The organism is Streptomyces sp. 130, assembly GCF_007096885.1.
Taxonomy (GTDB): Bacteria; Actinomycetota; Actinomycetes; order Streptomycetales; family Streptomycetaceae; genus Streptomyces.
This window is the reverse complement of record NZ_VJNO01000040.1, coordinates 40,913-62,868: the sequence shown is the minus strand read 5'-3', so window position 1 is coordinate 62,868 and position 21,956 is coordinate 40,913. Positions and strand designations below refer to the sequence as shown.

The window sequence follows — 21,956 nt, the reverse complement described above, 5'->3', positions numbered from 1 at the left end:
GCCTCGCGCACCTCGTCCGGGGTGTAGGGCTGGTGGCCGTCGAAGCCGTTGAGGGCGATGACGAACGGCAGCCCGCTGTTCTCGAAGTAGTCGACGGCCGGGAAGCAGTCGGCGAGCCGGCGGGTGTCGACCAGGACGACGGCGCCGATCGCGCCGCGCACCAGGTCGTCCCACATGAACCAGAACCGGTCCTGGCCCGGCGTACCGAAGAGGTACAGGATCAGGTCCTGGTCCAGGGTGATGCGGCCGAAGTCCATCGCCACCGTCGTGGTGGTCTTGTCCCCCGTGTGCGTCAGGTCGTCGATGCCCGCCGAGGCGGACGTCATCACGGCTTCGGTGCGCAGCGGATTGATCTCCGACACGGCACCGACAAACGTGGTCTTACCCACGCCGAAGCCCCCTGCCACCACGATCTTCGCCGAGGTAGTGGAGCGGGCCGCTCCGCCGCTAGAGCTTGCGAAGTCCACTGAGCACCCTTTCGAGCAGTGTCACATCTGGCTGGCCGCCGGCGGACTCGTCGCCGGCGGGCTGGTGGATAGCGACGAGTCCCGCCTCGGCCAGGTCGGCTACGAGGATCCGGGCCACGCCGAGGGGGATCGAGAGGAGGGCCGAAATCTCGGCCACCGACTTGATCTCGAAGCACAGCCGGCAGATCCGCTGGTGCTCGGGCAACTGCCCTTGCAGCCGGGACGGATCAGCCGTGGTACTGACCAACGCCTCAATGGCCAGTTGGTAGCGCGGTCGGGTCCGGCCACCTGTCATGGCGTACGGACGGACCAGCGGATTGTGCGCGGCCGGAGCCGCCGGCTCGGCAGCCTGCCGCGGCTGCACCGGCTGGATGCGGGGCTGCTGCTGAGGCGCGTCGAAGCGGTGCGGCCGGCGCGGCTGCGGCTGCGGCTGCTGGGGCTCCTGCTGCGGCCAGCCGGGCTGCGCCTGGCCGTACGGGGCCTGGCCGTACTGACCCTGCCCGTACTGGTCCTGCCCGTACTGGTCCTGCCTGTACTGGTCCTGCCCGTACTGGTCCTGGCCGTACTGGCCCTGCTCGTACGGCCGGTAGGGCTGCTGAGGCTGCTGAGCGCCCTGTCCGCCGGGTGCGGAGGGGAAGTTGAAACGTTCGTCCCCGTGCTCACCCGGCACGTGCCGGTCACCGTCGTACTGGTGCCCGCCTGGGGGTGTACCCACGATTCCTCCTCCGCCTGCCGGTCCTGATCCCAGTGGACCGCGCCACCGCACCCTATGGCGCGGTGACGCGAAACGCACTGTCTGGTTACTGGATAAGACTAGTTAAGAAGACTTCCCTGGAGTTCGGCACGGAGGTCCGGCGTCAGAACGCTGCCCGCGCGGTCGACGAGAAGGGCCATTTCGTACCCGATGAGGCCGATGTCGGCGTCCGGGTGTGCGAGAACTGCCAAGGAGGACCCGTCGGAAACGGACATGATGAAGAGGAATCCTCGCTCCATCTCCACACCCGTCTGATTCACCGCGCCGCCCTCGAAGATCCGCGAGGCGCCGGCGGTCAGCGAGGTGAGGCCGGAGGCGACCGCCGCCAGCTGGTCCGCGCGGTCGCGCGGGAACCCCTCGGACATCGCCAGCAGGAGTCCGTCGGCGGAGACCACCACCGTGTGCGACACCCCGGGGGTGCTGTCCACGAAGTTGGTGATCAACCAGTTGAGATTCTGCGCCGCCTGGCTCATCGGGCTCACACTAACGCTCCTGGTTGTAGGTAGTACTTGTGTCCGTACCCGCGTTGCGTCCCCGGAGGACACCGCGCCGCAGGTTGCTCAGCCTGCCACGCACGTCTTCCGGAGCGCGGGAGACCTGGGGGCCGCCCTGCTGGGACTGTTCGGCGGTGCCCTCGACCAGGTTGGCCTTGGGCACGCGCCGGGGAAGGCCGGACGGGGTTATCCCGCCCGCCTTCGGCTCCCGGAGCTTCTCGGCCCGCTCCCAGCGCTCGTCGTTGGCCGAACGCCAGTCGTCGGAACCGTCGTTTCCGGCGTTCCCGTCGGCGGCCTGCTGCGCCGAGGCCGGCCGCTGCGGCAGTTCGTGCCGCTGCGGACGCTCCTGCGCTCCGGCGGACCGGCCGTTCGCGCGGCCCGTGGGCTGCCAGTGCTGCTGGCCGCCCCGGCGCGGCAGACCGGCTTCGGTCAGCTCGTGGCCGGTGTTCGGGACGGGGCCCGAACGCTCGAAGCCTACGCGCTCACGCGGCTCGGCGGGAGCGCTCACCTCAGATTCCGGTTCCGCCTCGGCGACTGGCTCGAACCCGCCCTGGTACGTGCCCTGATCTGCCCACTCTTCCTGCGCAGGCTGGGCGGCGTACTGCTCGTCATAGCCCTGCACGGGTGCCTCGGGGGCCGCGTAGGCCGCCTCCGGATAGCCGCTCTGGGGGGTGTCGTAGGCGGGCTGGGCGTCGTAGCCGGGCGCACCGGCGTACGGGTCGTAGCCGCCCTCGTAGCGCTGCGCGGCGTAGGCGTCCTGGCCGTTTCCGGCGTAGGCGTCCTGGCCGTACGCGCCCTCGGCGTAGACCTGTTCGGGCCGCGCCTGCTGAGCGGGCTGCTGCTCCGGCCGCTCCGGGAACGGCCGGCGCTCGCCGCCGGCCGCCTGGGCCTCCAGCGCCGCCCGGCGCTCCTCGCGCATCAGCGAGCGGCCCACCGGGTCGAGCTGGGCGGGGTCCGCGGAGCCCTCGTCGTAACGCGAGTCGTCGAAGCCGAGTTCGGCGGCCGTACGCAGCTGCTGCTGGTGCGCCACGGCGTCGAACGCCTGCTGCTGCGGGATGATCGAGGAGACGGTGAAGTCGTCCGGCTCCGGGGCGTCGCCGCCGCCACCGTGGGTGATCGCGTCCGGCAGCATGACCAGCGAGGTCGTGCCGGCCTGCTCGCCCGAGGGGCGCAGCTGGACGCGGATGCCGTGCCGGTCGGCGAGCCGGCCGACCACGAACAGGCCCATGCGCTGCGAGACCGCGGCGTCCACCGTCGGCGGGTTGGCCAGCTTGTGGTTGATGTCGGCGAAGTCCTCGGCGGTGAGGCCGATGCCCTTGTCGTGGATCTCGATCATCACGCGGCCGTCGGGCAGCCGGGTCGCGGTGACCCGCACCTTGGTCTGCGGCGAGGAGAACGTCGTGGCGTTCTCCAGCAGCTCGGCGAGCAGGTGCACGAGGTCGGTGACGGACTGGCCGTGGATCTCGGTCTCCGGGACGCCGGAGAGCTCGATGCGCTCGTACGACTCCACCTCGGAGGAGGCGGCGCGCAACACGTCCACCAGCGGCACCGGCTGGTTCCAGCGGCGGCCGGGCTCCTCGCCGGCGAGGACGAGGAGGTTCTCGCCGTTGCGGCGCATGCGGGTCGCCAGGTGGTCGAGCCGGAACAGGCTCTCCAGCTGGTCCGGGTCGGCCTCGTTGTTCTCCAGATCGGTGATCAGGGTCAGCTGGCCCTCGATGAGCGACTGGTTGCGGCGCGAGAGGTTGGTGAAGATCGCGTTGACGTTGCCCCGGAGCATGGCCTGCTCGGCCGCGAGCCGGACCGCCTCCTGGTGCACCTGGTCGAAGGCGCGGGCGACCTCGCCGATCTCGTCGTGCGAGGTGATCGGGATCGGCTGGACGCGGGTGTCGACCCGGCCCGGGTCGGTGCGCGAGAGCTGGTCGACCAGCGAGGGCAGCCGCTGCTCGGCGATCCCGAAGGCGGCGGTGCGCAGCCGGCGCATCGACCGGCTCATCTGGCGGGCCATGAGCCCGGCCAGGAGGAACGCGGCCAGCAGGGCGACGACGACGATCGAGGCGTTGACGATGGCGTCGGTCCGGGCGTCGGAGGAGATCTCCGCCGCCTCGGTCACGGCCCTGTCGACCAGCTCGTCCTCGACCGTGGTGTAGCCGTCGAACTTGGCGGTGGCGGCGGCCATCCAGGTCTCGGCGGTGATCCCCTTCGCCTTCAGCTGGTCCGGGTCCCGGCCGAGGCCGATCTCCTTGGCCATGCCGTCGTAGACCGAGCCGTCGACGGAGGGCGGCGCCACGAACGGCACACCGGCCGCCTCCGCCTTCTCCTTGGCCTCCTTCAGCTGCGCCGCGCCCTCGGCCGCCTTGGCGGTCATGACCTTGCGCAGCCGGGCCGCGTCGGCCTCCGTACCGCCGGAGGTGAACTCGCCGAGGGCGATCTGCTCCAGGTAGTTGTACGAGCCGAACGCCTTGACCTGGTCGTCGAACTTGCCGTCCTCCTTGCTGGGACGGACCAGGAGGTGCATGCCGATGGAGCGCTGAAGCGATTCTGCGGCCTTGGCCAGCTCGATCGCGTAGACGGTCCGGCCGTAGCTGGTGATGTTGCCGGTGCCGAGGCCCAGTTCGTTGCAGAACTCCATCAGGGAGTGCTGGACCTGGACGTAGCCCTCCTCGGTCTTCACCGGGTCCATGGCCGCGGTGTAGGCCGCCTTGCGCAGCTGCGGGAGCTTCGGTTCCTCCAGCTTGAACAGCTTGAGGCGGCGCTGCAGCCCCTCCTTGGCCGGCATGTCCTCGACGGCCTCGGCGAACTTGGCGGCGGCCGCGTCGGTGATGGCGCGGGTCCGTGTGACGACCTCGTCCTCGCGCTTGTTCGACAGCAGCGGCTGGGCGGTGAGGTCGCGCTCGTTGAGCAGGGCCTGTCCGTACTCGGCGGCGGCCCGCACGATCAGCGCGGTCTTCTCCGCGTCCTGGGCCTCCTGCCAGGTGTTGACCGAGCCCTTCACCTGGAAGCCGCCCATGACCAGGCCGACCAGCACCGGGATCAGGAGGATCGCGTTCAGCCGGGTGGGCACCCGCCAGTTGCGCGGCGACAGCCGGCTGGTGCTGCCACCGGGCGGAGCCCCCTCGGACACGTCGGCGGACGGCGCCGCGGCACGCGACGGCGGGGTGAAGTTGCCCCGCTCCGCCTGCGCCGTGGAGCCCTCGTTGTTACGCCTCACTCGACCAACAACCTCTCGGCGTCGGCACCTACGCTGTGCCGGGTTTTGTTCAGGGCCGTACTACTCGGGAGTTGGAATTGCAGCACGGCCGGTGGCCGCGTTCCAAACAGTCGGAATGGGCGATTCCGAGTGGCTCACGCCTCAGATAAATCGGGCATAAAGAGCGAGCCCCGCCAAAAGGCGAGGCTCATGTGAGCGCAGCGAGACCGCTCGTGCGCATCCGGTGTCGATCACCGGGCAATTCTCTTTCGAAACGTTATGAAGGCGGGGGCGGATCGTGTCAAAAGACACAGCCCGCCCCCGGGTGGCTACGGTAACTGCCGTATGCCACTTCCGACTTGCGACTACTTCAGCCGGGCCATCAGAGCGTGCTCGACCAGCGTGATCAGGCCGCTCTTCGCGTCCGCGCGATGCCGCGCGTCCGTGGTGATGATCGGCGTGTCGGGGCCGATCTGCAGGGCCTCGCGCACCTCGTCCGGGGTGTAGGGCTGGTGGCCGTCGAAGCCGTTGAGGGCGATGACGAACGGCAGCCCGCTGTTCTCGAAGTAGTCGACGGCCGGGAAGCAGTCGGCGAGCCGGCGGGTGTCGACCAGGACGACGGCGCCGATCGCGCCGCGCACCAGGTCGTCCCACATGAACCAGAACCGGTCCTGGCCCGGCGTACCGAAGAGGTACAGGATCAGGTCCTGGTCCAGGGTGATGCGGCCGAAGTCCATCGCCACCGTCGTGGTGGTCTTCCCGCCGGTGTGCGTGAGGTCGTCGATGCCCGCCGAGGCGGACGTCATCACGGCTTCGGTGCGCAGCGGATTGATCTCCGAGACGGCACCGACGAACGTGGTCTTGCCCACGCCGAACCCACCGGCCACGACGATCTTCGCCGAGGTGGTGGCCCGGGTCGCCGCGCCGCCGTTAGAGCTTGCGAAGTCCACTGAGCACCCTTTCGAGCAGTGTCACATCCGGCGCGCCGCCGGCCTCTCCATTGCCCGGCTGGTGGATGGCCACCATGCCGGCTTCCGCCAGGTCCGCGACGAGAATCCGCGCCACACCGAGGGGCATCGACAGCAGGGCCGAGACCTCGGCCACCGACTTGACCTCGCGGCACAGATGGCAGATCCGCTGGTGCTCGGGGAGCAGGGTCCCCAGATGCGCGGGATCGGCCGTGGTGCTGACCAGTGCTTCTATCGCTAGCTGATAGCGCGGCCGGGTGCGTCCGCCGGTCATGGCGTACGGACGGACCAGCGGCTGGTCGCCCTCACCTTCGTACGACGCGTGACTCGACGCGCCGTACGGATCGGGTGAGGCGGGTGGCGGGGTCATGAATCCTCCGGGCGTGACAGCAGGGTGTCGGCTTGCCGTCTGAAGGGGCCGGTGGGGGGCTGTAAGCGGCCGGACGGTCGAGGGTGGGTGGTCGGGTTGATCGTCTGTGTCACTGGTTCACGGCCGCCTAGTGGAGCAGGCTGCCCTGGAGCTCCGCGCGGAGGTCCGGGGTCAGGACGGTGCCCGCCCGGTCCACCAGCAGGGCCATCTCGTAGCCGACCAGACCGATGTCGGCGTCCGGGTGGGCCAGCACGGCCAGCGAGGAACCGTCCGAGATGGACATCAGGAACAGGAAGCCCCGCTCCATCTCCACCACGGTCTGGCTGACGGCGCCGCCCTCGAAGATCCGGGAGGCGCCGGCCGTCAGCGAGGTCAGCCCGGACGCGACGGCCGCCAGCTGGTCGGCGCGGTCGCGCGGGAAACCTTCGGACATCGCCAGCAGCAGCCCGTCCGCCGAGACCACCACCGTGTGCGACACCCCTGGGGTGTTGTCCACGAAGCTGGTGATCAGCCAGTTCAGATTCTGTGCGGCCTGACTCATCGGGCTCAACTAACGCTCCTGCTGGTGAGTGGGGCCGAGGGGGAAGCTACCGGTCTGACCGCTGCCCGCCTGACGCCCCTGCTGGATGCCCCGGCGGAGATTGGTCAGACGGCCGCGCACGTCATCGGGCGCGCGCGAGACCTGCGGACCGGACTGGTTGTTCTGCTGCTGGGCGGCGCCCGGCACCAGGTTGGCGCGCGGGACCCGGCGCGGCAGACCGGAGGTGGTGATACCGCCCGCCGCGGGCTTCTTCACCCGCTCCGCCTGCCGGACGATCTCATCGTTCGGCGACGCCCGCCAGGCGCTCGCCGCGCCGCTGTCGCCGAGGGTCCGCTGCGGCGCGGGAGCCGCGGGCTCCTGGGCCGGCTGCTGCGCGAAGTCCGGCGCCGGGGCGGCGGGAGGCTGCTGCGCACCCGGCTGCGCACCGCGGAACCAGTTGGTCTCCAGCGTGTCGTACAGCGGGGTGCGGCCGTCGCCGGGGCCGGCCGGCGGCAGCGCCTCGGGCTGCTGCGGCTGCTGCGGCAGGACCGGGCGGTACGGGGCCTCGGGGGCCTGACCCGCCATCGGCGGACGCGGCGCGCCGAAGTCCTGGTCGTCGCGCTGCCGGGGCGCGGGCTGCCGCGGGGCACCGAAGTCCGGGCGGGCGAACTGCGAGGTGCTCGCCGCGTCCGGGTCCTGCGGTCCGTCGCCGTACCCGCCGTTGTACTGGGGGGCGTTCGGCTGCGGTACGCCGTGCTGCGGGAGACCGGCCTGCGGTCCGTCGTGCTGCGGTCCGCTGCCCTGCGGCAGGCTCTGCTGCGGGGCGTTCGGCGCGCCGGGGGCGGGCGCCGAGAAGTCGGGCCGGGCGAACTCCGCCGTGGAGCCGGGCCCCTGGTGGTCGTCGGCCGGAAGGCGCGGCGCCCGCGGCTGCGGGAAGCGGCCCGTGGTCTCCGACTCCTCGTGACCGCGCGGCGCGTCGAGCGGGTCGCGCCGGGGCGCGGACGGCGCGTCGGCGCCCCAGCTCGTCGTCTGCGGGCGCTGCGGGGCGGGGAAGCCGCCACCCGGAGCGAGCTGGGCCGGGTTCTGGCCGGCGTTCGGGGCCGGCGAGCCACCGGGGAGCTCGGCGCGCGGACCGTCGGCCGGGGGCAGCCGGCGCTCGCCGAGCCCCGGACCGCGCGGCGGCTCGAAGGCGTCGCGCCCGTCCTGACCGCTCCGGCCCGCCTGGTCGAACCGGGCCTGCTGGGGCTGCGGGGCCTGCGGGGCGGCGGGGCCGTTCTGCTCGGGGCGCCGCTGGTCGAAGAGGCTGGGGCGGTTCGCGTCCGCTCCGCCGTCGCCCTGGCCGCGGGCGCCGAGCCGGGCACCGCCGAACGCGCCGGCCAGGCCGCCGCCCTGCCGGGGGCCGCCCTGCCGGGGGCCTTCCTGGGCGGCCGGGCGGCCCTGCGGCTTCTGGAACGCCGAGTCCGGCGCGCCGCCGGGTCCGCCCTGCGGGTTCTGCGGCCGGTTGCCGTCCCGGGCGGGCAGCGCGGCACGGGGGCCGGAGCCGGCGCCGACCTGGTCGCGCTGCGGACCGGGGCCCGCGGCGGGGCGCCCGCCCTGGGCCTGGGCGTCGTTGCCGCCGGCGAGCAGGCCACCGGGGGACTGCTGACCGGGCGTCTGCTTCGGGGCCGGCTGCCGGCCGCCGTGGGCGATGTCCACCGGGAGCATGACCAGCGCGGTGGTGCCCCCGGAGTCCGAGGGGCGCAGCTGGATGCGGATGCCGTGGCGCAGGGAGAGCCGGCCGACCACGAACAGGCCCATGCGGCGGGAGACCGAGACGTCCACGGTGGGCGGCGAGGCCAGCCGCTCGTTGATCGCGGCCAGGTCCTCCGGGGAGAGCCCGATGCCGGTGTCGTGGATCTCGACCAGCACCCGGCCGTCGGGCAGGGCGTGACCGGTGACCCGGACCTTCGTCTGCGGCGAGGAGAACGACGTGGCGTTCTCCAGCAGCTCGGCGAGCAGGTGCACGAGGTCGTTGACGACCCGGCCCGCGACCTCGGTGGCGGGCACCGCGGCCAGCTCGATGCGCTCGTACTGCTCCACCTCGGACGCGGCGGCGCGGAGCACGTCGACCAGCGGGACGGGGCGGGTCCACCGGCGGCCCGGCTCCTCACCGGCGAGGACGAGGAGGTTCTCGCCGTTCCGGCGCATACGGGTCGCGAGGTGGTCGAGCTTGAAGAGCGAGGAGAGCTGGTCCGGGTCGGCCTCGCGCGACTCCAGCTCGGAGATGAGCGAGAGCTGGCGCTGGATGAGGCCCTGCGAGCGGCGCGAGAGGTTGGTGAACATCGCGTTGACGTTGCCCCGCAGCAGGGCCTGCTCGGCGGCGAGACGGACCGCCTCGCGGTGCACGTCGTCGAAGGCCGCGGCCACCTTGCCGATCTCGTCGCGGGAGTGCACACCGACGGACTCGACCGAGGTGTCGACGTCCTGCGGGTCGGACTCGGAGAGCTGCTTGACGAGTTCGGGCAGCCGGTCCTGGGCGACGCGGGTCGCGGTGTCCTGGAGCCGGCGCAGCGAGCGGATCATGGACCGGGCGACGACGAAGGCGCCGACCAGCGAGACACCGAGCACGAGCAGGATCAGCGCACCGGAGATGATCGCCTCGCGCTGGGACTCCTCGCGCAGCTCGCGCGCCTTGCCCTCCATGTCGCTGAGGAGGGTCTCCTCGATCCGCTTCATGGCGGTGATCTTGATGGTGTCCTGGTCGTACCAGTTCATGTACGACCGGCGGGCCTTGGAACCGCCCATGGAGAGCGGGTTCTCCAGCATCTTCTGCGCGTACGTGTCCGCGGCCTTGATGTCCGGATTGCCCTCGTCCAGCGTCGAGGTCAGCTCGGCGGCGTCGTTGCCGGTGGAGGTGTAGATCGCCTCGAACGAGGTGCGGGCCGCCTGCTCCTTGCTCTTGGCGGCCAGGCCGAACTGCTGGTCGTTGCGGTCGAGGTCGGGCTTCTTGTCGTCGCTGGTGGGCAGCGAGGCGGCGATGATCGCGCGCTGGATCGAGGCGTACTCCTTGGCGGAGGAGAAGGCCGCCAGCGCACGGGTCCGCTTGATCATCTCGGGGCTGCTGGTCGCCTGCGCCATGTCCTGGGACAGGCTCAGCAGCGAGGTGATCAGCTGGCTGTAGGCGTCGACCGTCTGGAGGGCCGGACTGCCCTTCTCGTACGCGTGCTTGCGGGTGTCGCGGATGGAGCTGAGCCGCGTGGCGATCTGCTGGATGCTGGTGTGGATGCTCTCCAGCGTGTCGTCACCGGTGGTGTCGCCGATCTCGTTCGTGCTGTTGAGGAACGCCAGCTGCGCGCGGTCGGTCTTCTGCCGGGGCGTGGTGATCTTGAAGTCGGTGGCGGGCACGTTGTTCGACAGCGGACCGGCCGTCTGGTCGCGCTCCTCCTGGAGCGCCTGCGCCAGCGAGGTCGCCTGCTTCGTCATCTCGGTCAGCAGCTGCATGTGTTCCAGCTGCTGGATGTCGTTCAGGGAGTCGTTGATGCGCAGACCACCCAGCGTGGTCGCGGCGACCACGGGGAGGGCGAGCAGGGAGACCAGGCGGGTGCTGATGCGCCAGTTGCGCAGAGCCACGCGCGAGCCCGTGCCGACGGGGCCCCGGGGCTGCGGAGCGGCGGCCTGCTCGGGTTCGCCGCCGGCCGGAGCGGCGCCGGGGCGCCGGTCGCGGTCACCTTGGTCACCGGCCGCGGCCGATCCGGGGTTCTGGGCGTGCTGGGGTGAGGAGCCGCGGTCGGTCCCGCCGCGCGGCTCCTGTTCCGCCGCAGCGCTGCCATCCCTCTTGAAACGTCCCTGCACTAGCGTCGCAACCTCTGGACCAGGCGTTCCTCCGTCGTGAACGGAGAAAACGGTGTCGGCGTGGTGGGGCGTTGTCCCGCCCCCATGGTGGTCGTGAGTGACCGGCGCTCTTCCCCTTCCCGCCGCCACTCGGCGCTGCGTTGCGCCCCTGCGCGCCGGTTTGAAACCCGCGGCGGTGCGTGGAATTTCAGCACAGTGCTGGATCTCCAACAAGGGCCAGGTACCGGGCTGTGACCTGCGTGACACCGTGTGATGAAGGTGTAACAAGCGGTGGAGGCAGTTCGCGGACAATCCGGACCATTGGGGGCGAGTCCGATCGGGGCGCAGGGTGTCCCAGTCGCCATGATCAGGAGCGGAATAGACGGTTCGGGGGTGACATGTCCGTTTCGAAGGTCCAGACCCCGTGTCCGTATTGAGGCGATTGTCGGGGTGTTGGTGAGCAAACTCACATGAAGATCGTCGACTTTTCCGGGTCGGCGGAGGGAATTGCATGTTTAGCCTGACGCTTTACTGGGATGGCAGAACCGACAACCGGCGCCCCCTCTCGGACGGGCGGTGCCCCGACGACAGGGCCGTACGGCAGATGAACACGACGACGCTCCGCAACCTCGCCAACCCCCGCCGCACCACGCTGGCGCACCTCGAGGACGCCGAGGCGCTGAAGACGGCGGTACTCCCGGAGCACGCGGTCAAGCTGCCGGCGCAGACCGCCAACCCGCGCCGCACGATCCTCATGACGGCCCCCGCCGCCGCCCCCGCCGCCGCGGAGTGATCCCGCACGGAAGCGCCCCTCACCCGCGCTAGCCTGGAGCGTCAGTCTTTTCCAGGCACCCAGCAAGCAGTGAGGGGCGACAGCAACCCGTGCGCATCGCCAGGTTCTCCATCGACGGCAATGTCGCCTTCGGCGCGGTCGAGGGCGACGGGCCCGACGGTCTCGTCCTCGACATCATCAAGGGCATTCCGTACTCCGAGTTCGAGCTCTCCGGGACCAAGGTCCCGCTGAACAAGGTGCGGCTGCTGCCGCCCGTGCTCCCCAACAAGGTCGTGGCCATCGGCCGCAACTACGCCGAGCACGCCGCCGAACTCGGCAACGAGGTCCCCGACGTCCCCGTCGCCTTCTTCAAGCCCACCACCTCGGTGATCGGCTCCGGCGACGCCATCGAGTACCCCTCCTTCTCCGACGAGGTCCACCACGAGGCCGAGCTGGCCGTGGTCATCGGCCGGATGTGCCGCGAAGTGCCGCGCGAGCGGGTCAAGGACGTCATCTTCGGCTACACCTGCGCCAACGACGTCACCGCCCGCGACGCCCAGAAGCGGGAGAAGCAGTGGGCCCGGGCCAAGGGCTTCGACACCTCCTGCCCCCTCGGCCCCTGGGTGGAGACCGACCTCGACCCCGCCGACCTCGCCATCCAGGCCACGGTCAACGGCGAACAGCGCCAGCTCGGCCGGACGAGCGACATGATCCGGTCCATCGAGGACCTGGTCGTCCACATCACGGAGGCCATGACGCTGCTTCCGGGCGATGTGATCCTCACCGGCACTCCCGCGGGGGTCGGACCCCTCCATGTCGGCGACGAGGTCGCCGTCACCATCGAAGGCATCGGCACTCTCACCAACAAGGTGATCAAGCGTGGCTAACGCACCCGTACGCGTACGTTTCTGTCCCTCCCCGACCGGCAACCCGCACGTCGGCCTGGTCCGGACAGCCCTCTTCAACTGGGCCTTCGCCCGGCACCACCAGGGCACCCTGGTCTTCCGCATCGAGGACACCGACGCGGCGCGCGACTCCGAGGAGTCCTACGAGCAGCTCCTCGACGCGATGCGCTGGCTCGGCCTCGACTGGGACGAGGGCCCCGAGGTGGGCGGCCCGCACGCCCCGTACCGCCAGTCGCAGCGGATGGACATCTACCAGGACGTCGCTCAGAAGCTGCTCGACGGCGGTTACGCGTACCACTGCTACTGCACCACGGAGGAGCTGGACACCCGCCGCGACGCCGCCCGCGCCGCCGGCCGCCCCTCCGGCTACGACGGCCACTGCCGCGAGCTGAGCGAGGAGCGGAAGGCCGCGTACGAGGCGGAGGGCCGTACGTCGATCGTCCGCTTCCGGATGCCCGACGAGGCGATCACCTTCACGGACCTGGTCCGCGGCGACATCACCGTCCAGCCGGAGAACGTCCCGGACTACGGCATCGTCCGCGCCAACGGCGCCCCGCTCTACACGCTGGTCAACCCGGTGGACGACGCGCTGATGGAGATCACCCACGTGCTGCGCGGCGAGGACCTGCTCTCCTCCACCCCGCGCCAGATCGCCCTCTACCGGGCGCTCATCGAGCTCGGCATCGCCAAGGACACCCCCGCCTTCGGGCACCTGCCGTACGTCATGGGCGAGGGCAACAAGAAGCTGTCCAAGCGCGACCCGCAGGCTTCGCTCAACCTCTACCGCGAGCGCGGCTTCGTCCGCGAGGGGCTGCTCAACTACCTCTCGCTGCTGGGCTGGTCGATCGCCGAGGACCGCGACATCTTCGACATCGACGAGATGGTCGCCGCCTTCGACATCAAGGACGTCAACGCCAACCCGGCCCGCTTCGACCTCAAGAAGTGCGAGCACATCAACGCGGAGCACATCCGCCGCCTCGATGTGAAGACCTTCACCGAGGCGTGCGGCCCGTGGCTCCGGGCGCCGTTCGCCCCCTGGGCCCCGGAGTCCTTCGACGCGGCGGTCTTCGCCGAGATCGCCCCGCACGCACAGACCCGGGTCACGGTGCTCTCCGAGATCACCGCCAACGTGGACTTCCTGTTCCTCGACGAGCCGGTGCGCGACGAGGCGTCCTGGGCCAAGGCGATGAAGGAGGGCTCCGACGCCCTCCTCGTCACCGCCCGCGCCGCGCTCATCGCCGCCGACTGGAACGCGGACGCCCTGAAGGCCGCCGTCCTGGCCGCCGGCGAGCAGCACGGCCTGAAGCTCGGCAAGGCCCAGGCCCCGGTCCGGGTGGCCGTCACCGGCCGCACGATCGGCCTCCCCCTCTTCGAGTCCCTGGAGATCCTGGGCCGCGAGAGGACGATCGCCCGCATCGACGCGGCCCTGGCCAGGCTGGCCGCGTAACGCCTCATCCACGTACGGGACGGGCCCGGCAGCCGCGCAGCGCGGTCGCCGGGCCCGTCCCGCTGTGCGCGCTCGCGCGTAGAGTCGGGCCATGCCCATCAGAGCCGTCCTCTGGGACATCGACGACACGCTGTTCGATCACACGGCGGCCGCCGCCACCGGGATGGCCCGGCACATCGCGGCGGAGGGGCTGCCTCCGGGGTACGCCTCGGCCGAGGAGGCCGTCGAGGCGTGGCAGCGGCTCACGCGGCGCCACTGGGCGCGCTTCTCCGCCGGGGAGACCGACTGGCCCGGGCAGCGGCGGGACCGGGCCAGGGAGTTCCTGGGGCGGGCGCTGGACGACGACGAGGCCGATGCCTGGTTCGCCCGCCATGTCTCCCACTACGAGTCCGCCTGGGCGCTCTTCCCGGACGCCGTCCCGGCGCTCGACGCCCTGGCGGGGACGTACCGGCACGCCGTGCTGTCCAACTCGGCCCAGGGGCCGCAGCACCAGAAGCTGACGGTGCTCGGGGTGCGCGACCGGTTCGAGTCCCTGCTGTGCGCGGCGGAGCTCGGCGTCTCCAAGCCGGACCCGGGGGCGTTCCTGGCCTCCTGCGAGGCGCTGGGGCTCGATCCGCACGAGGTGCTGTACGTCGGGGACGAGCCCGACATCGACGCCGCCGGGGCCACCGCCGCCGGCCTCGCGGGCGTCTGGCTGGACCGGCGCGGCAGGGGCGGGCGGCCCGAGCTGGTCCGGATCACGGGGCTCGGCCAGCTGCCGGCGCTGCTCGCGGGCGATACCCGTTTTGGAGCGTCGGACACCTTCGGGTAATGTTCTTTCTGCGCCGCCCGAGCGGGCCGAAAGATCCGGCCGGGAAGCGCAGACAGAAACAAGACCCCCAGGGGTTGCGTTTCAGTGGGCTATGGTGTAATTGGCAACACTACGGTTTCTGGTACCGTCATTCTAGGTTCGAGTCCTGGTAGCCCAGCGCAGTACAGAGCACATCGCAAGACAAGCCCCCGTTGTGTAGCGGCCTAGCACGCTGCCCTCTCACGGCAGTAGCGCCGGTTCGAATCCGGTCGGGGGTACAACAGGCAAAAGGCGAAGGCCCTTCACTCCGGTGAGGGGCCTTCCGCTTGTACGCGACACCGGGCCGCCCCGCTCCATACCCGTACCGCCGGGCCGACTCCCTCTTCGTACGGGAGCGTTGAGAAGGGCCGCCACGACGCTGGGGCGGCCTCGGGGGATAGGGGTGCGGGGGGCTCAGCCGCTGCGGCGCAGCGCCTCGCTCAGCCGGGCGGCCGAGTCGATGACCGCCTGGGCGTGCATCCGGCCCGGGTGGCGGGTCAGCCGCTCGATCGGTCCGGAGACCGAGACCGCGGCGACCACGCGGTTCGACGGGCCGCGCACCGGGGCGGAGACCGAGGCCACGCCCGGCTCGCGCTCACCGATCGACTGGGCCCAGCCGCGCCGCCGTACGCCGGAGAGCGCCGTCGCCGTGAAGCGGGCGCCCTGGAGGCCGCGGTGCAGTCGCTCCGGCTCCTCCCAGGCCATCAGGATCTGCGCGGACGAACCGGCCTTCATGGTCAGCGTGGAGCCGACCGGCACGGTGTCCCGCAGTCCGGACAGCCGTTCCGCCGCCGCCACGCAGATGCGCATGTCGCCCTGGCGCCGGTAGAGCTGGGCGCTCTCGCCGGTGATGTCGCGCAGATGCGTGAGCACCGGCCCGGCCGTGGCCAGCAGGCGGTCCTCACCGGCCGCCGCCGCCAGCTCGGAGAGCCGGGGGCCGAGAATGAACCGGCCCTGCATGTCCCTCGCCACCATCCGGTGGTGTTCCAGTGCCACGGCCAGCCGGTGGGCCGTGGGTCGTGCGAGCCCGGTCGCCGCGACCAGCCCGGCGAGAGTGGCCGGCCCGGACTCCAGGGCGCTCAATACCAGAGCCGCCTTGTCGAGAACGCCGACGCCGCTAGAGTTGTCCATACGACGATACTTGCGTCTCACTCTGTGAAACGCAAGTTCAATTTTCCCGGGAAGTTGCGAACCTGTACCGGCGGCCCCACAACGGCCCGTAGCCACCGCCCCGCACGGGGGTCCGGACGGGGGCGCACCGAATCTCTAGTTGGGCCGGCGATGACGCCGGCCGGAGGGAAAGCGATGGGTAGGACACTCGCGGAGAAGGTCTGGGACGACCACGTCGTCCGGCGCGCCGAGGGCGAGCCCGACCTCCTCTTCATCGATCTGCACCTGCTGCACGAGGTGACCAGTCCGCAGGCGTTCGACGGCCTTCGGCAGGCCGGGCGCCGGGTGCGGCGGCTCGACCTCACCATCGCCACCGAGGATCACAACACCCCGACCCTCGACATCGACAAGCCGATCGCCGACCCGGTCTCCCGCGCCCAGCTGGAGACCCTGCGGAAGAACTGCGCGGAGTTCGGCGTCCGGCTGCACCCGCTGGGCGACGTCGAGCAGGGCGTCGTGCACGTGGTCGGCCCGCAGCTGGGCCTGACCCAGCCCGGCACCACCGTGGTCTGCGGCGACTCCCACACCTCCACGCACGGCGCGTTCGGCGCCCTCGCGTTCGGCATCGGCACCAGCCAGGTCGAGCACGTGCTGGCCACCCAGACGCTGCCGATGGCCCGCCCGAAGACGATGGCGATCACCGTCGACGGCGAGCTGCCCGAGGGCGTCACCGCCAAGGACCTGATCCTCGCGATCATCGCCCGGATCGGCACCGGCGGCGGCCAGGGCTACATCCTCGAATACCGCGGCTCCGCCATCGAGAAGCTCTCGATGGAGGCCCGGATGACCATCTGCAACATGTCGATCGAGGCCGGTGCGCGGGCGGGCATGATCGCCCCCGACCAGACCACCTTCGACTACCTGAAGGGCCGCGACCACGCCCCGCAGGGCGAGGACTGGGACGCCGCCGTCGCGTACTGGAAGACGCTGCGCACCGACGACGACGCGGTCTTCGACGCCGAGGTGGTCATCGAGGCCGCCGAACTGGCGCCGTTCGTCACCTGGGGCACCAACCCCGGCCAGGGCGCGCCGCTGTCGGCCAACGTCCCCGACCCGGCTTCGTACGAGGACGCCTCGGAGCGCAACGCCGCCGAAAAGGCCCTGGAATACATGGGGTTGACCGCGGGCCAGCCGCTGCGCGAGATCAGCGTGGACACCGTCTTCGTAGGCTCCTGCACCAACGGCCGCATCGAGGACCTGCGCAACGCCGCCGCGGTCCTGGACGGCCGCAAAGTCGCCGACGGCGTACGGATGCTGGTCGTCCCGGGCTCCGTCCGGGTCGCCCTCCAGGCGGTCGACGAGGGCCTGGACAAGGTCTTCACCGCCGCCGGAGCCGAATGGCGGCACGCGGGCTGCTCGATGTGCCTCGGCATGAACCCCGACCAGCTGGCCCCCGGCGAGCGCTCCGCCTCCACCTCGAACCGCAACTTCGAGGGGCGGCAGGGCAAGGGCGGCCGTACGCACCTGGTCTCCCCGCAGGTGGCCGCCGCCACCGCGGTGCTGGGCCACCTGGCCTCGCCCGCCGACCTGTCCGACACCCGTACGCCCGCCGGAGTCCGATAACCATGGAAGCCTTCACCACGCACACCGGCCGGGCCGTTCCGCTGCGCCGCAGCAACGTCGACACCGACCAGATCATCCCCGCCCACTGGCTCAAGAAGGTCACCCGGGACGGCTTCGAGGACGGCCTCTTCGAGGCGTGGCGCAAGGACGGGAACTTCGTCCTCAACCGCCCCGAGCGCCAGGGCGCGTCGGTCCTGGTGGCCGGCCCCGACTTCGGCACCGGCTCCTCCCGCGAGCACGCCGTCTGGGCGCTCCAGAACTACGGCTTCAAGGCCGTCATCTCCTCCCGGTTCGCCGACATCTTCCGCGGCAACTCGCTGAAGAACGGTCTGCTGACCGTGGTCCTGGACCAGAAGACCGTCGACGCCCTCTGGGAGCTGACGGAGGCCGACCCGACGGCCGAGGTGACGGTCGACCTGGAGGCCCGGCAGGTCCGCGCCGAGGGCGTCACCGCCGACTTCGAGCTGGACGAGAACGCCCGCTGGCGGCTGCTGAACGGCCTGGACGACATCAGCCTCACCCTCCAGAACGAAGCCGACATCGCGGCGTACGAGGCGGCCCGGCCGGCCTACAAGCCCCGCACAATTCCGGCCTGATCAGCGCGTTTTCAGGACTGCGCCCCCTGCCTTCTGGTAGGGGGCGCAGTCGTTTGTTGGGACCCCGTCGGGCGACAACTCGCCCCAGATGGCACAATCGGTGCATGGAACGCGACAGCCAACTCAAGATTTACGGCCAAGTCGCCGACCGATTGAAGGAAGCGCACTCCCGGGTGCGCGCACTGCAAGTCCCGGACGGCGTGAGGATGGCGTTGAACCGGAAGCTGTTGGTCGTCACGGCCGCGGCGAAGCACGATCTCCCGGGCGCGGCAAGGCGCCTGGACCGGTTGATGAAGGACCTCGACGAGGGCCGATTCCCCGAAGGTGACTGACTCCGCAGAACTGCGCAGCGGTCGACTTCGTTGCGGCACTAGGGTGATTAGCCCGTTTCGTGTTTGATTTGCGGTATATATCTGCCTAACGTGCGAAAAAGCCGGACAGATTCGTTCCGGCGATGTCTCCGAAGGGGAAGACGTGAACAAGGCGCAGCTCGTAGAAGCGATTGCCGACAAGGTCGGCGGCCGGCAGCAGGCCGCGGACGCAGTCGACGTGGTGCTCGACGCGATCGTCCGTGCGGTTGTCGCGGGGGACCGGGTCTCGGTCACCGGCTTCGGCTCGTTCGAGAAGGTCGACCGCCCCGCCCGCTACGCCCGCAACCCGCAGACGGGTGAGCGCGTGCGGGTCAAGAAGACCTCGGTGCCCCGCTTCCGCGCGGGCCAGGGCTTCAAGGACCTGGTCAGCGGCTCCAAGAAGCTCCCCAAGAACGACGTGGCCGTGAAGAAGGCCCCCAAGGGCAGCCTCTCCGGCGGCTCTTCCGCCCGTACGACGGCCAAGGCCGCCGCCAAGAAGGCCACCGCGAAGAAGGCCACCGCCAAGAAGGCCACCCCGGCGAAGAAGACCACCGCCGCGGCCAAGAAGACCACCGCGACGAAGACGTCGCCGGCGAAGAAGACCACGACGACGGCGGCGGCGAAGAAGGCCACCCCGGCGGCGGCGAAGTCCACGGCGGCCAAGAAGACCACCGCCGCCAAGACCGCGCCCGCCAAGAAGACCACGGCGAAGAAGGCGCCCGCGAAGAAGACCACCGCGCGCAAGACCACGGCCAAGAAGGCCGCCGCGCGCAAGAAGTGAGACCGGGCCGCACGGGCCCCCACACGCGCCGGGCCGGGCTCCCCTGGGGGAGCCCGGCCCGCGGGCTGTCCGGGACGGCCCCCGCGAGGCCCGGAAGGCTCAGAACGTCTGCAGCGTCACCAGGCTGATCCGCAGCCCGGCCCCCTCGCCCTCGCCCTCGATCCGCACCCGCTGCCCCGGCCGCAGCAGCCGCAGGCCGCCCGCGTCGAAGGCCGCCGCGTCGAAGTCCACCGGGGTCCCGTCGTCGAGCAGCACACTGCCGCTCCGCGTCTCGGGGTCGTACGTGTAGGAGGTCGCCTGCATGCCAGCAGACTAGGCCCTGCCGGCCGCCCCCGCCGCCCAGCGGACCGCCGTGAAAGGGCCGACACCCAGATCCAGCGCCACCCGCAGGTCCTCGCCGGTGTCCACGTCCCGGCGCACCGAATCGATCCCCGGCAGCGTGATTTCCACCGCGCCCGACGCCAGATGGCGCATCCGCGACGCACCGCCGAAAGCGGGCCGCAATTCCACCCCCGGAGCAGCCGACAGAAATGTCGTCCCGATTCCCGCCGCATCGGGAACAAATGCGCGGGGAAAAGCGGCGGAGAATTCGAGGACCCGGGACAATTCCGCCGGGCGCAGTGCGGGCAGATCCGCGTTGAGCGCGGCCAGCGGCGCCCCCGGCCTGCCCGCCCTGACCGCCCGCTCACCGTGCGCGAGGGCCGCGTTGAGCCCCGACCCCGGGGCATCGGGCACGACCAGGGCGCCGAGCGCGCCCAGCGCCGCCCCCGCCACCGCGTCGTCCGTGACGACCACCACATCCGCCACGTCCGGGCAGGACAGCGCGGCGGCCACCGTGTCGCGGGCGAAGGCGAGCGCGAGCCGGGGGCGCAGCAGCGCGCCGAAGGCGGGCGCCAGCCTGCTCTTGGCCCGCGCCAACGGCTTCAACGGGACGACCAGGGACCAGCGGCCGGCCGGGTCGGTGTTCGTGGCGGTCCCTCCCTCGATACGCATCGCCGCCTATTCTCGCCTGCCGGTGCGCCGACCCGGAGGGTCGCTCCCCGGGCCGAGGCGTACGGTGTTCTCGACAGAGCAGGGGCCTGGGGCGAGACTTGACCCTCGGTAGTCAGGCAGCAGACAGCTCCACGGTCTTGTTCACAGAGGAAAGGTGTCCGAGTGTCCCGCCGCAGAATCGGCTTCTGGTACCGCCTGGCGGCGGTCATCGCCAAACCGCCGCTGGTGGTTCTGTTCAAGCGCGACTGGCAGGGAACGGAACACATTCCGGCCGACGGCGGATTCATCACCGCGGTCAACCACAACTCGTATCTGGACCCGCTCTCCTACGGGCACTTCCAGTACAACACCGGCCGTGTGCCGCGCTTTCTGGCCAAGGCGGGGCTCTTCAAGGGCGCCTTCGTCGGCGCGATGCTGCGCGGCACCGGCCAGATCCCCGTCTACCGCGAGACCACCAACGCGATGGACGCCTTCCGGGCCGCCGTCGGCGCCATCGAGCGCGGCGAGTGCGTCTGCTTCTACCCCGAGGGCACCCTCACCCGTGACCCCGACATGTGGCCGATGGCCGGCAAGACGGGCGCCGCACGCGTCGCGTTGATGACCCGGGCCCCCGTCATCCCGGTCGCGCAGTGGGGCGCCAACGAGGTCATGCCGCCCTACGCCAAGGAGAAGAAGGTGCGCCTGCTGCCCCGCAAGACCCTCCGGGTCAAGGCCGGGCCGCCCGTCGACCTGACCCGCTTCTACGGCCAGGAGCCGACGCCCGAGGTGCTGCGCGAGGCCACCGAGGTGATCATGCGCGCGGTCACCGCGCAGCTGGAGGAGATCCGCGGGCAGCAGGCACCCGCCGAGCCCTACGATCACCGCAAGGCCCGGGCCGAACAGCGGCGCAGGGCCGAAGGAGAGGGACTCACGTGACGCACCCCGCGAAGGCCGCCGTCTTCGGAACCGGCTCCTGGGGTACCGCCTTCGCCGTCGTCCTCGCGGACGCGGGCTGCGAAGTGACCCTCTGGGGCCGCCGGGCCGAGGTCGCGGAGGCCGTCAACACCACCCGTACCAACCCCGAGTACCTGCCGGGCATCGAGCTGCCCGCCTCGGTCCGGGCCACCACGGACGCGGCCGAGGCGCTGCGCGGCGCCGACTACGCGGTGCTCGTCGTGCCCTCCCAGACGCTGCGTGCCAACCTCGCCGACTGGGCCCCGCACCTGGAGCCGCAGACGGTGCTCGTCTCCCTGATGAAGGGCGTCGAACTCGGCACCGCCAAGCGGATGAGCGAGGTCATCGAGGACGTCACCGGCGTTTCCGACGACCGCGTCGCCGTCATCACCGGGCCCAACCTCGCCAAGGAGATCGCCGAACGCCGCCCCGCCGCGGCCGTCGTCGCCTGCCGGGACGAGTCCGTCGCCCAGCGCCTCCAGGCTGCCTGCCACACCCCGTACTTCCGCCCGTACACCAGCACCGACGTGGTCGGCTGCGAACTCGGCGGCGCGGTCAAGAACGTCATCGGCCTCGCCGTCGGCATCGCGGACGGCATGGGGCTCGGCGACAACGCCAAGGGCTCGCTCATCACCCGGGGCCTCGCCGAGACGATCCGGCTGGGCGCGGCCATGGGAGCCGACCCGCTGACGTTCTCCGGACTCGCCGGGCTCGGCGACCTGGTGGCGACCTGCTCCTCGCCGCTCTCGCGCAACCACACCTTCGGCACCAACCTCGGCCGCGGCATGACGCTCCAGGAGACCATCGCCGCCACCAAGCAGACCGCCGAGGGCGTCAAGTCCTGCGAATCGGTGCTCGACCTGGCCCGCAGGCACGGCGTCGAGATGCCGCTGACCGAGACCATCGTCGGCATCGTCCACGAGGGCAAGCCGCCGAAGGTCGCGGTCAAGGAGCTCATGTCGCGCAGCGCCAAGGCCGAACGGCACTGAGGCCACCCGGGTCCCACCCGCCCCGGGCGGCCCGTGCCGCGCTGACGCGACCGGTACC

General features: G+C 71.2%; 21 protein-coding genes and 2 tRNA genes. 12 read left to right on the top strand and 11 right to left on the bottom strand.

Going from position 1 to position 21,956, the window contains the following annotated elements; translation table 11 throughout:
* From FKN01_RS26935 to FKN01_RS26900, 8 genes are all read right to left on the bottom strand, one after another.
* Positions 1-467: ATP/GTP-binding protein (locus tag FKN01_RS26935; RefSeq protein ID WP_143625021.1), on the bottom strand; the 467-nt coding region annotated here is incomplete at its 3' end.
* Positions 448-1,182, bottom strand: coding sequence for a DUF742 domain-containing protein (locus FKN01_RS26930; RefSeq protein ID WP_143625019.1), 735 nt, complete (start codon positions 1,180-1,182; stop codon positions 448-450). The genes FKN01_RS26935 and FKN01_RS26930, both read right to left, overlap by 20 nt.
* Positions 1,183-1,280: 98 nt before the next feature.
* On the bottom strand, positions 1,281-1,694 hold the full coding sequence (locus FKN01_RS26925) for a roadblock/LC7 domain-containing protein (RefSeq protein ID WP_143625029.1): 414 nt from the start codon (positions 1,692-1,694) through the stop codon (positions 1,281-1,283).
* 10 nt (positions 1,695-1,704) lie between these two features.
* Positions 1,705-4,923: a nitrate- and nitrite sensing domain-containing protein gene (locus FKN01_RS26920; protein ID WP_143625017.1), complete on the bottom strand. Its 3,219-nt coding sequence runs from the start codon at positions 4,921-4,923 to the stop codon at positions 1,705-1,707.
* A 344-nt stretch (positions 4,924-5,267) separates the two neighbouring features.
* Positions 5,268-5,852, bottom strand: coding sequence for an ATP/GTP-binding protein (locus FKN01_RS26915; protein ID WP_028444348.1), 585 nt, complete (start codon positions 5,850-5,852; stop codon positions 5,268-5,270).
* Positions 5,833-6,240, bottom strand: a complete 408-nt coding sequence (locus FKN01_RS26910) for a DUF742 domain-containing protein (protein WP_018521347.1) — start codon at positions 6,238-6,240, stop codon at positions 5,833-5,835. Before FKN01_RS26910 ends, FKN01_RS26915 begins: the two co-directional genes overlap by 20 nt.
* A gap of 127 nt (positions 6,241-6,367) precedes the next feature.
* On the bottom strand, positions 6,368-6,781 hold the full coding sequence (locus FKN01_RS26905; RefSeq protein ID WP_143625015.1) for a roadblock/LC7 domain-containing protein: 414 nt from the start codon (positions 6,779-6,781) through the stop codon (positions 6,368-6,370).
* Between the two features lie 9 nt (positions 6,782-6,790).
* Complete coding sequence (locus tag FKN01_RS26900) at positions 6,791-10,591, bottom strand: nitrate- and nitrite sensing domain-containing protein (RefSeq protein WP_143625013.1); 3,801 nt, start codon at positions 10,589-10,591, stop codon at positions 6,791-6,793.
* A 583-nt stretch (positions 10,592-11,174) separates the two neighbouring features.
* Here FKN01_RS26900 and FKN01_RS26895 point away from each other — a divergent pair.
* The 6 genes from FKN01_RS26895 to FKN01_RS26870 all read left to right on the top strand — a co-directional run bounded on the left by FKN01_RS26895 (position 11,175) and on the right by FKN01_RS26870 (position 14,762).
* Positions 11,175-11,363 carry a hypothetical protein gene (locus FKN01_RS26895; protein WP_143625011.1) on the top strand — a complete coding sequence of 63 codons (189 nt, stop codon included), beginning with the start codon at positions 11,175-11,177 and terminating at the stop codon, positions 11,361-11,363.
* Positions 11,364-11,452: 89 nt separating this feature from the next.
* On the top strand, positions 11,453-12,229 hold the full coding sequence (locus FKN01_RS26890) for a fumarylacetoacetate hydrolase family protein (RefSeq protein WP_143625009.1): 777 nt from the start codon (positions 11,453-11,455) through the stop codon (positions 12,227-12,229).
* Positions 12,222-13,694 (top strand): glutamate--tRNA ligase, encoded by a 1,473-nt coding sequence (gene gltX, locus FKN01_RS26885; protein WP_143625007.1) that lies wholly within the window; start codon positions 12,222-12,224, stop codon positions 13,692-13,694. Before FKN01_RS26890 ends, gltX begins: the two co-directional genes overlap by 8 nt.
* A 91-nt stretch (positions 13,695-13,785) precedes the next feature.
* Complete coding sequence (locus FKN01_RS26880) at positions 13,786-14,505, top strand: HAD family hydrolase (RefSeq protein WP_143625005.1); 720 nt, start codon at positions 13,786-13,788, stop codon at positions 14,503-14,505.
* An 85-nt stretch (positions 14,506-14,590) separates the two neighbouring features.
* A tRNA-Gln gene (locus FKN01_RS26875) sits at positions 14,591-14,662 on the top strand.
* Positions 14,663-14,689: 27 nt separating this feature from the next.
* Positions 14,690-14,762 (top strand) — tRNA-Glu (locus FKN01_RS26870).
* A 175-nt stretch (positions 14,763-14,937) separates the two neighbouring features.
* Here FKN01_RS26870 and ndgR read toward each other — a convergent pair.
* Positions 14,938-15,654: an IclR family transcriptional regulator NdgR gene (gene ndgR, locus FKN01_RS26865; RefSeq protein ID WP_026237628.1), complete on the bottom strand. Its 717-nt coding sequence runs from the start codon at positions 15,652-15,654 to the stop codon at positions 14,938-14,940.
* A gap of 174 nt (positions 15,655-15,828) precedes the next feature.
* Here ndgR and leuC point away from each other — a divergent pair, with 174 nt between their 5' ends.
* From leuC to FKN01_RS26845, 4 genes are all read left to right on the top strand, one after another.
* A complete protein-coding gene (leuC, locus tag FKN01_RS26860; protein ID WP_143625003.1) occupies positions 15,829-17,256 on the top strand; it encodes a 3-isopropylmalate dehydratase large subunit in 1,428 nt (475 codons plus the stop codon).
* A 2-nt stretch (positions 17,257-17,258) separates the two neighbouring features.
* Entirely contained in the window at positions 17,259-17,852 is a 594-nt protein-coding gene (gene leuD, locus FKN01_RS26855) for a 3-isopropylmalate dehydratase small subunit (RefSeq protein WP_143625000.1), read from the top strand.
* 104 nt (positions 17,853-17,956) lie between these two features.
* Positions 17,957-18,184 (top strand): hypothetical protein, encoded by a 228-nt coding sequence (locus tag FKN01_RS26850; protein WP_143624998.1) that lies wholly within the window; start codon positions 17,957-17,959, stop codon positions 18,182-18,184.
* Between the two features lie 142 nt (positions 18,185-18,326).
* Entirely contained in the window at positions 18,327-18,983 is a 657-nt protein-coding gene (locus FKN01_RS26845) for an HU family DNA-binding protein (protein ID WP_143624996.1), read from the top strand.
* A gap of 99 nt (positions 18,984-19,082) precedes the next feature.
* Here FKN01_RS26845 and FKN01_RS26840 read toward each other — a convergent pair whose 3' ends face one another.
* Positions 19,083-19,286, bottom strand: coding sequence for a hypothetical protein (locus FKN01_RS26840; RefSeq protein ID WP_018102423.1), 204 nt, complete (start codon positions 19,284-19,286; stop codon positions 19,083-19,085).
* Between the two features lie 9 nt (positions 19,287-19,295).
* Positions 19,296-19,976, bottom strand: coding sequence for a 2-phospho-L-lactate guanylyltransferase (gene cofC, locus FKN01_RS26835; protein ID WP_143624994.1), 681 nt, complete (start codon positions 19,974-19,976; stop codon positions 19,296-19,298).
* A gap of 162 nt (positions 19,977-20,138) precedes the next feature.
* Here cofC and FKN01_RS26830 point away from each other — a divergent pair, with 162 nt between their 5' ends.
* Both FKN01_RS26830 and FKN01_RS26825 read left to right on the top strand, forming a co-directional pair.
* On the top strand, positions 20,139-20,891 hold the full coding sequence (locus tag FKN01_RS26830; RefSeq protein ID WP_143624992.1) for a 1-acyl-sn-glycerol-3-phosphate acyltransferase: 753 nt from the start codon (positions 20,139-20,141) through the stop codon (positions 20,889-20,891).
* Positions 20,888-21,898: an NAD(P)H-dependent glycerol-3-phosphate dehydrogenase gene (locus FKN01_RS26825; protein ID WP_143624990.1), complete on the top strand. Its 1,011-nt coding sequence runs from the start codon at positions 20,888-20,890 to the stop codon at positions 21,896-21,898. The genes FKN01_RS26830 and FKN01_RS26825 overlap by 4 nt, the downstream gene beginning before the upstream one ends.
* Positions 21,899-21,956 lie beyond the last annotated feature (58 nt).

Coding starts and splice junctions, on each gene's coding strand:
- FKN01_RS26895 (WP_143625011.1), top strand. CDS start 11,175: ATGAACACGACGACGCTCCGCAACCTCGCCAACCCCCGCCGCACCACG.
- ndgR (WP_026237628.1), bottom strand. CDS start 15,654: ATGGACAACTCTAGCGGCGTCGGCGTTCTCGACAAGGCGGCTCTGGTA.
- FKN01_RS26925 (WP_143625029.1), bottom strand. CDS start 1,694: ATGAGCCAGGCGGCGCAGAATCTCAACTGGTTGATCACCAACTTCGTG.
- FKN01_RS26905 (WP_143625015.1), bottom strand. CDS start 6,781: ATGAGTCAGGCCGCACAGAATCTGAACTGGCTGATCACCAGCTTCGTG.
- FKN01_RS26850 (WP_143624998.1), top strand. CDS start 17,957: ATGGAACGCGACAGCCAACTCAAGATTTACGGCCAAGTCGCCGACCGA.
- FKN01_RS26840 (WP_018102423.1), bottom strand. CDS start 19,286: ATGCAGGCGACCTCCTACACGTACGACCCCGAGACGCGGAGCGGCAGT.
- leuC (WP_143625003.1), top strand. CDS start 15,829: ATGGGTAGGACACTCGCGGAGAAGGTCTGGGACGACCACGTCGTCCGG.
- cofC (WP_143624994.1), bottom strand. CDS start 19,976: ATGCGTATCGAGGGAGGGACCGCCACGAACACCGACCCGGCCGGCCGC.
- leuD (WP_143625000.1), top strand. CDS start 17,259: ATGGAAGCCTTCACCACGCACACCGGCCGGGCCGTTCCGCTGCGCCGC.
- FKN01_RS26910 (WP_018521347.1), bottom strand. CDS start 6,240: ATGACCCCGCCACCCGCCTCACCCGATCCGTACGGCGCGTCGAGTCAC.
- FKN01_RS26880 (WP_143625005.1), top strand. CDS start 13,786: ATGCCCATCAGAGCCGTCCTCTGGGACATCGACGACACGCTGTTCGAT.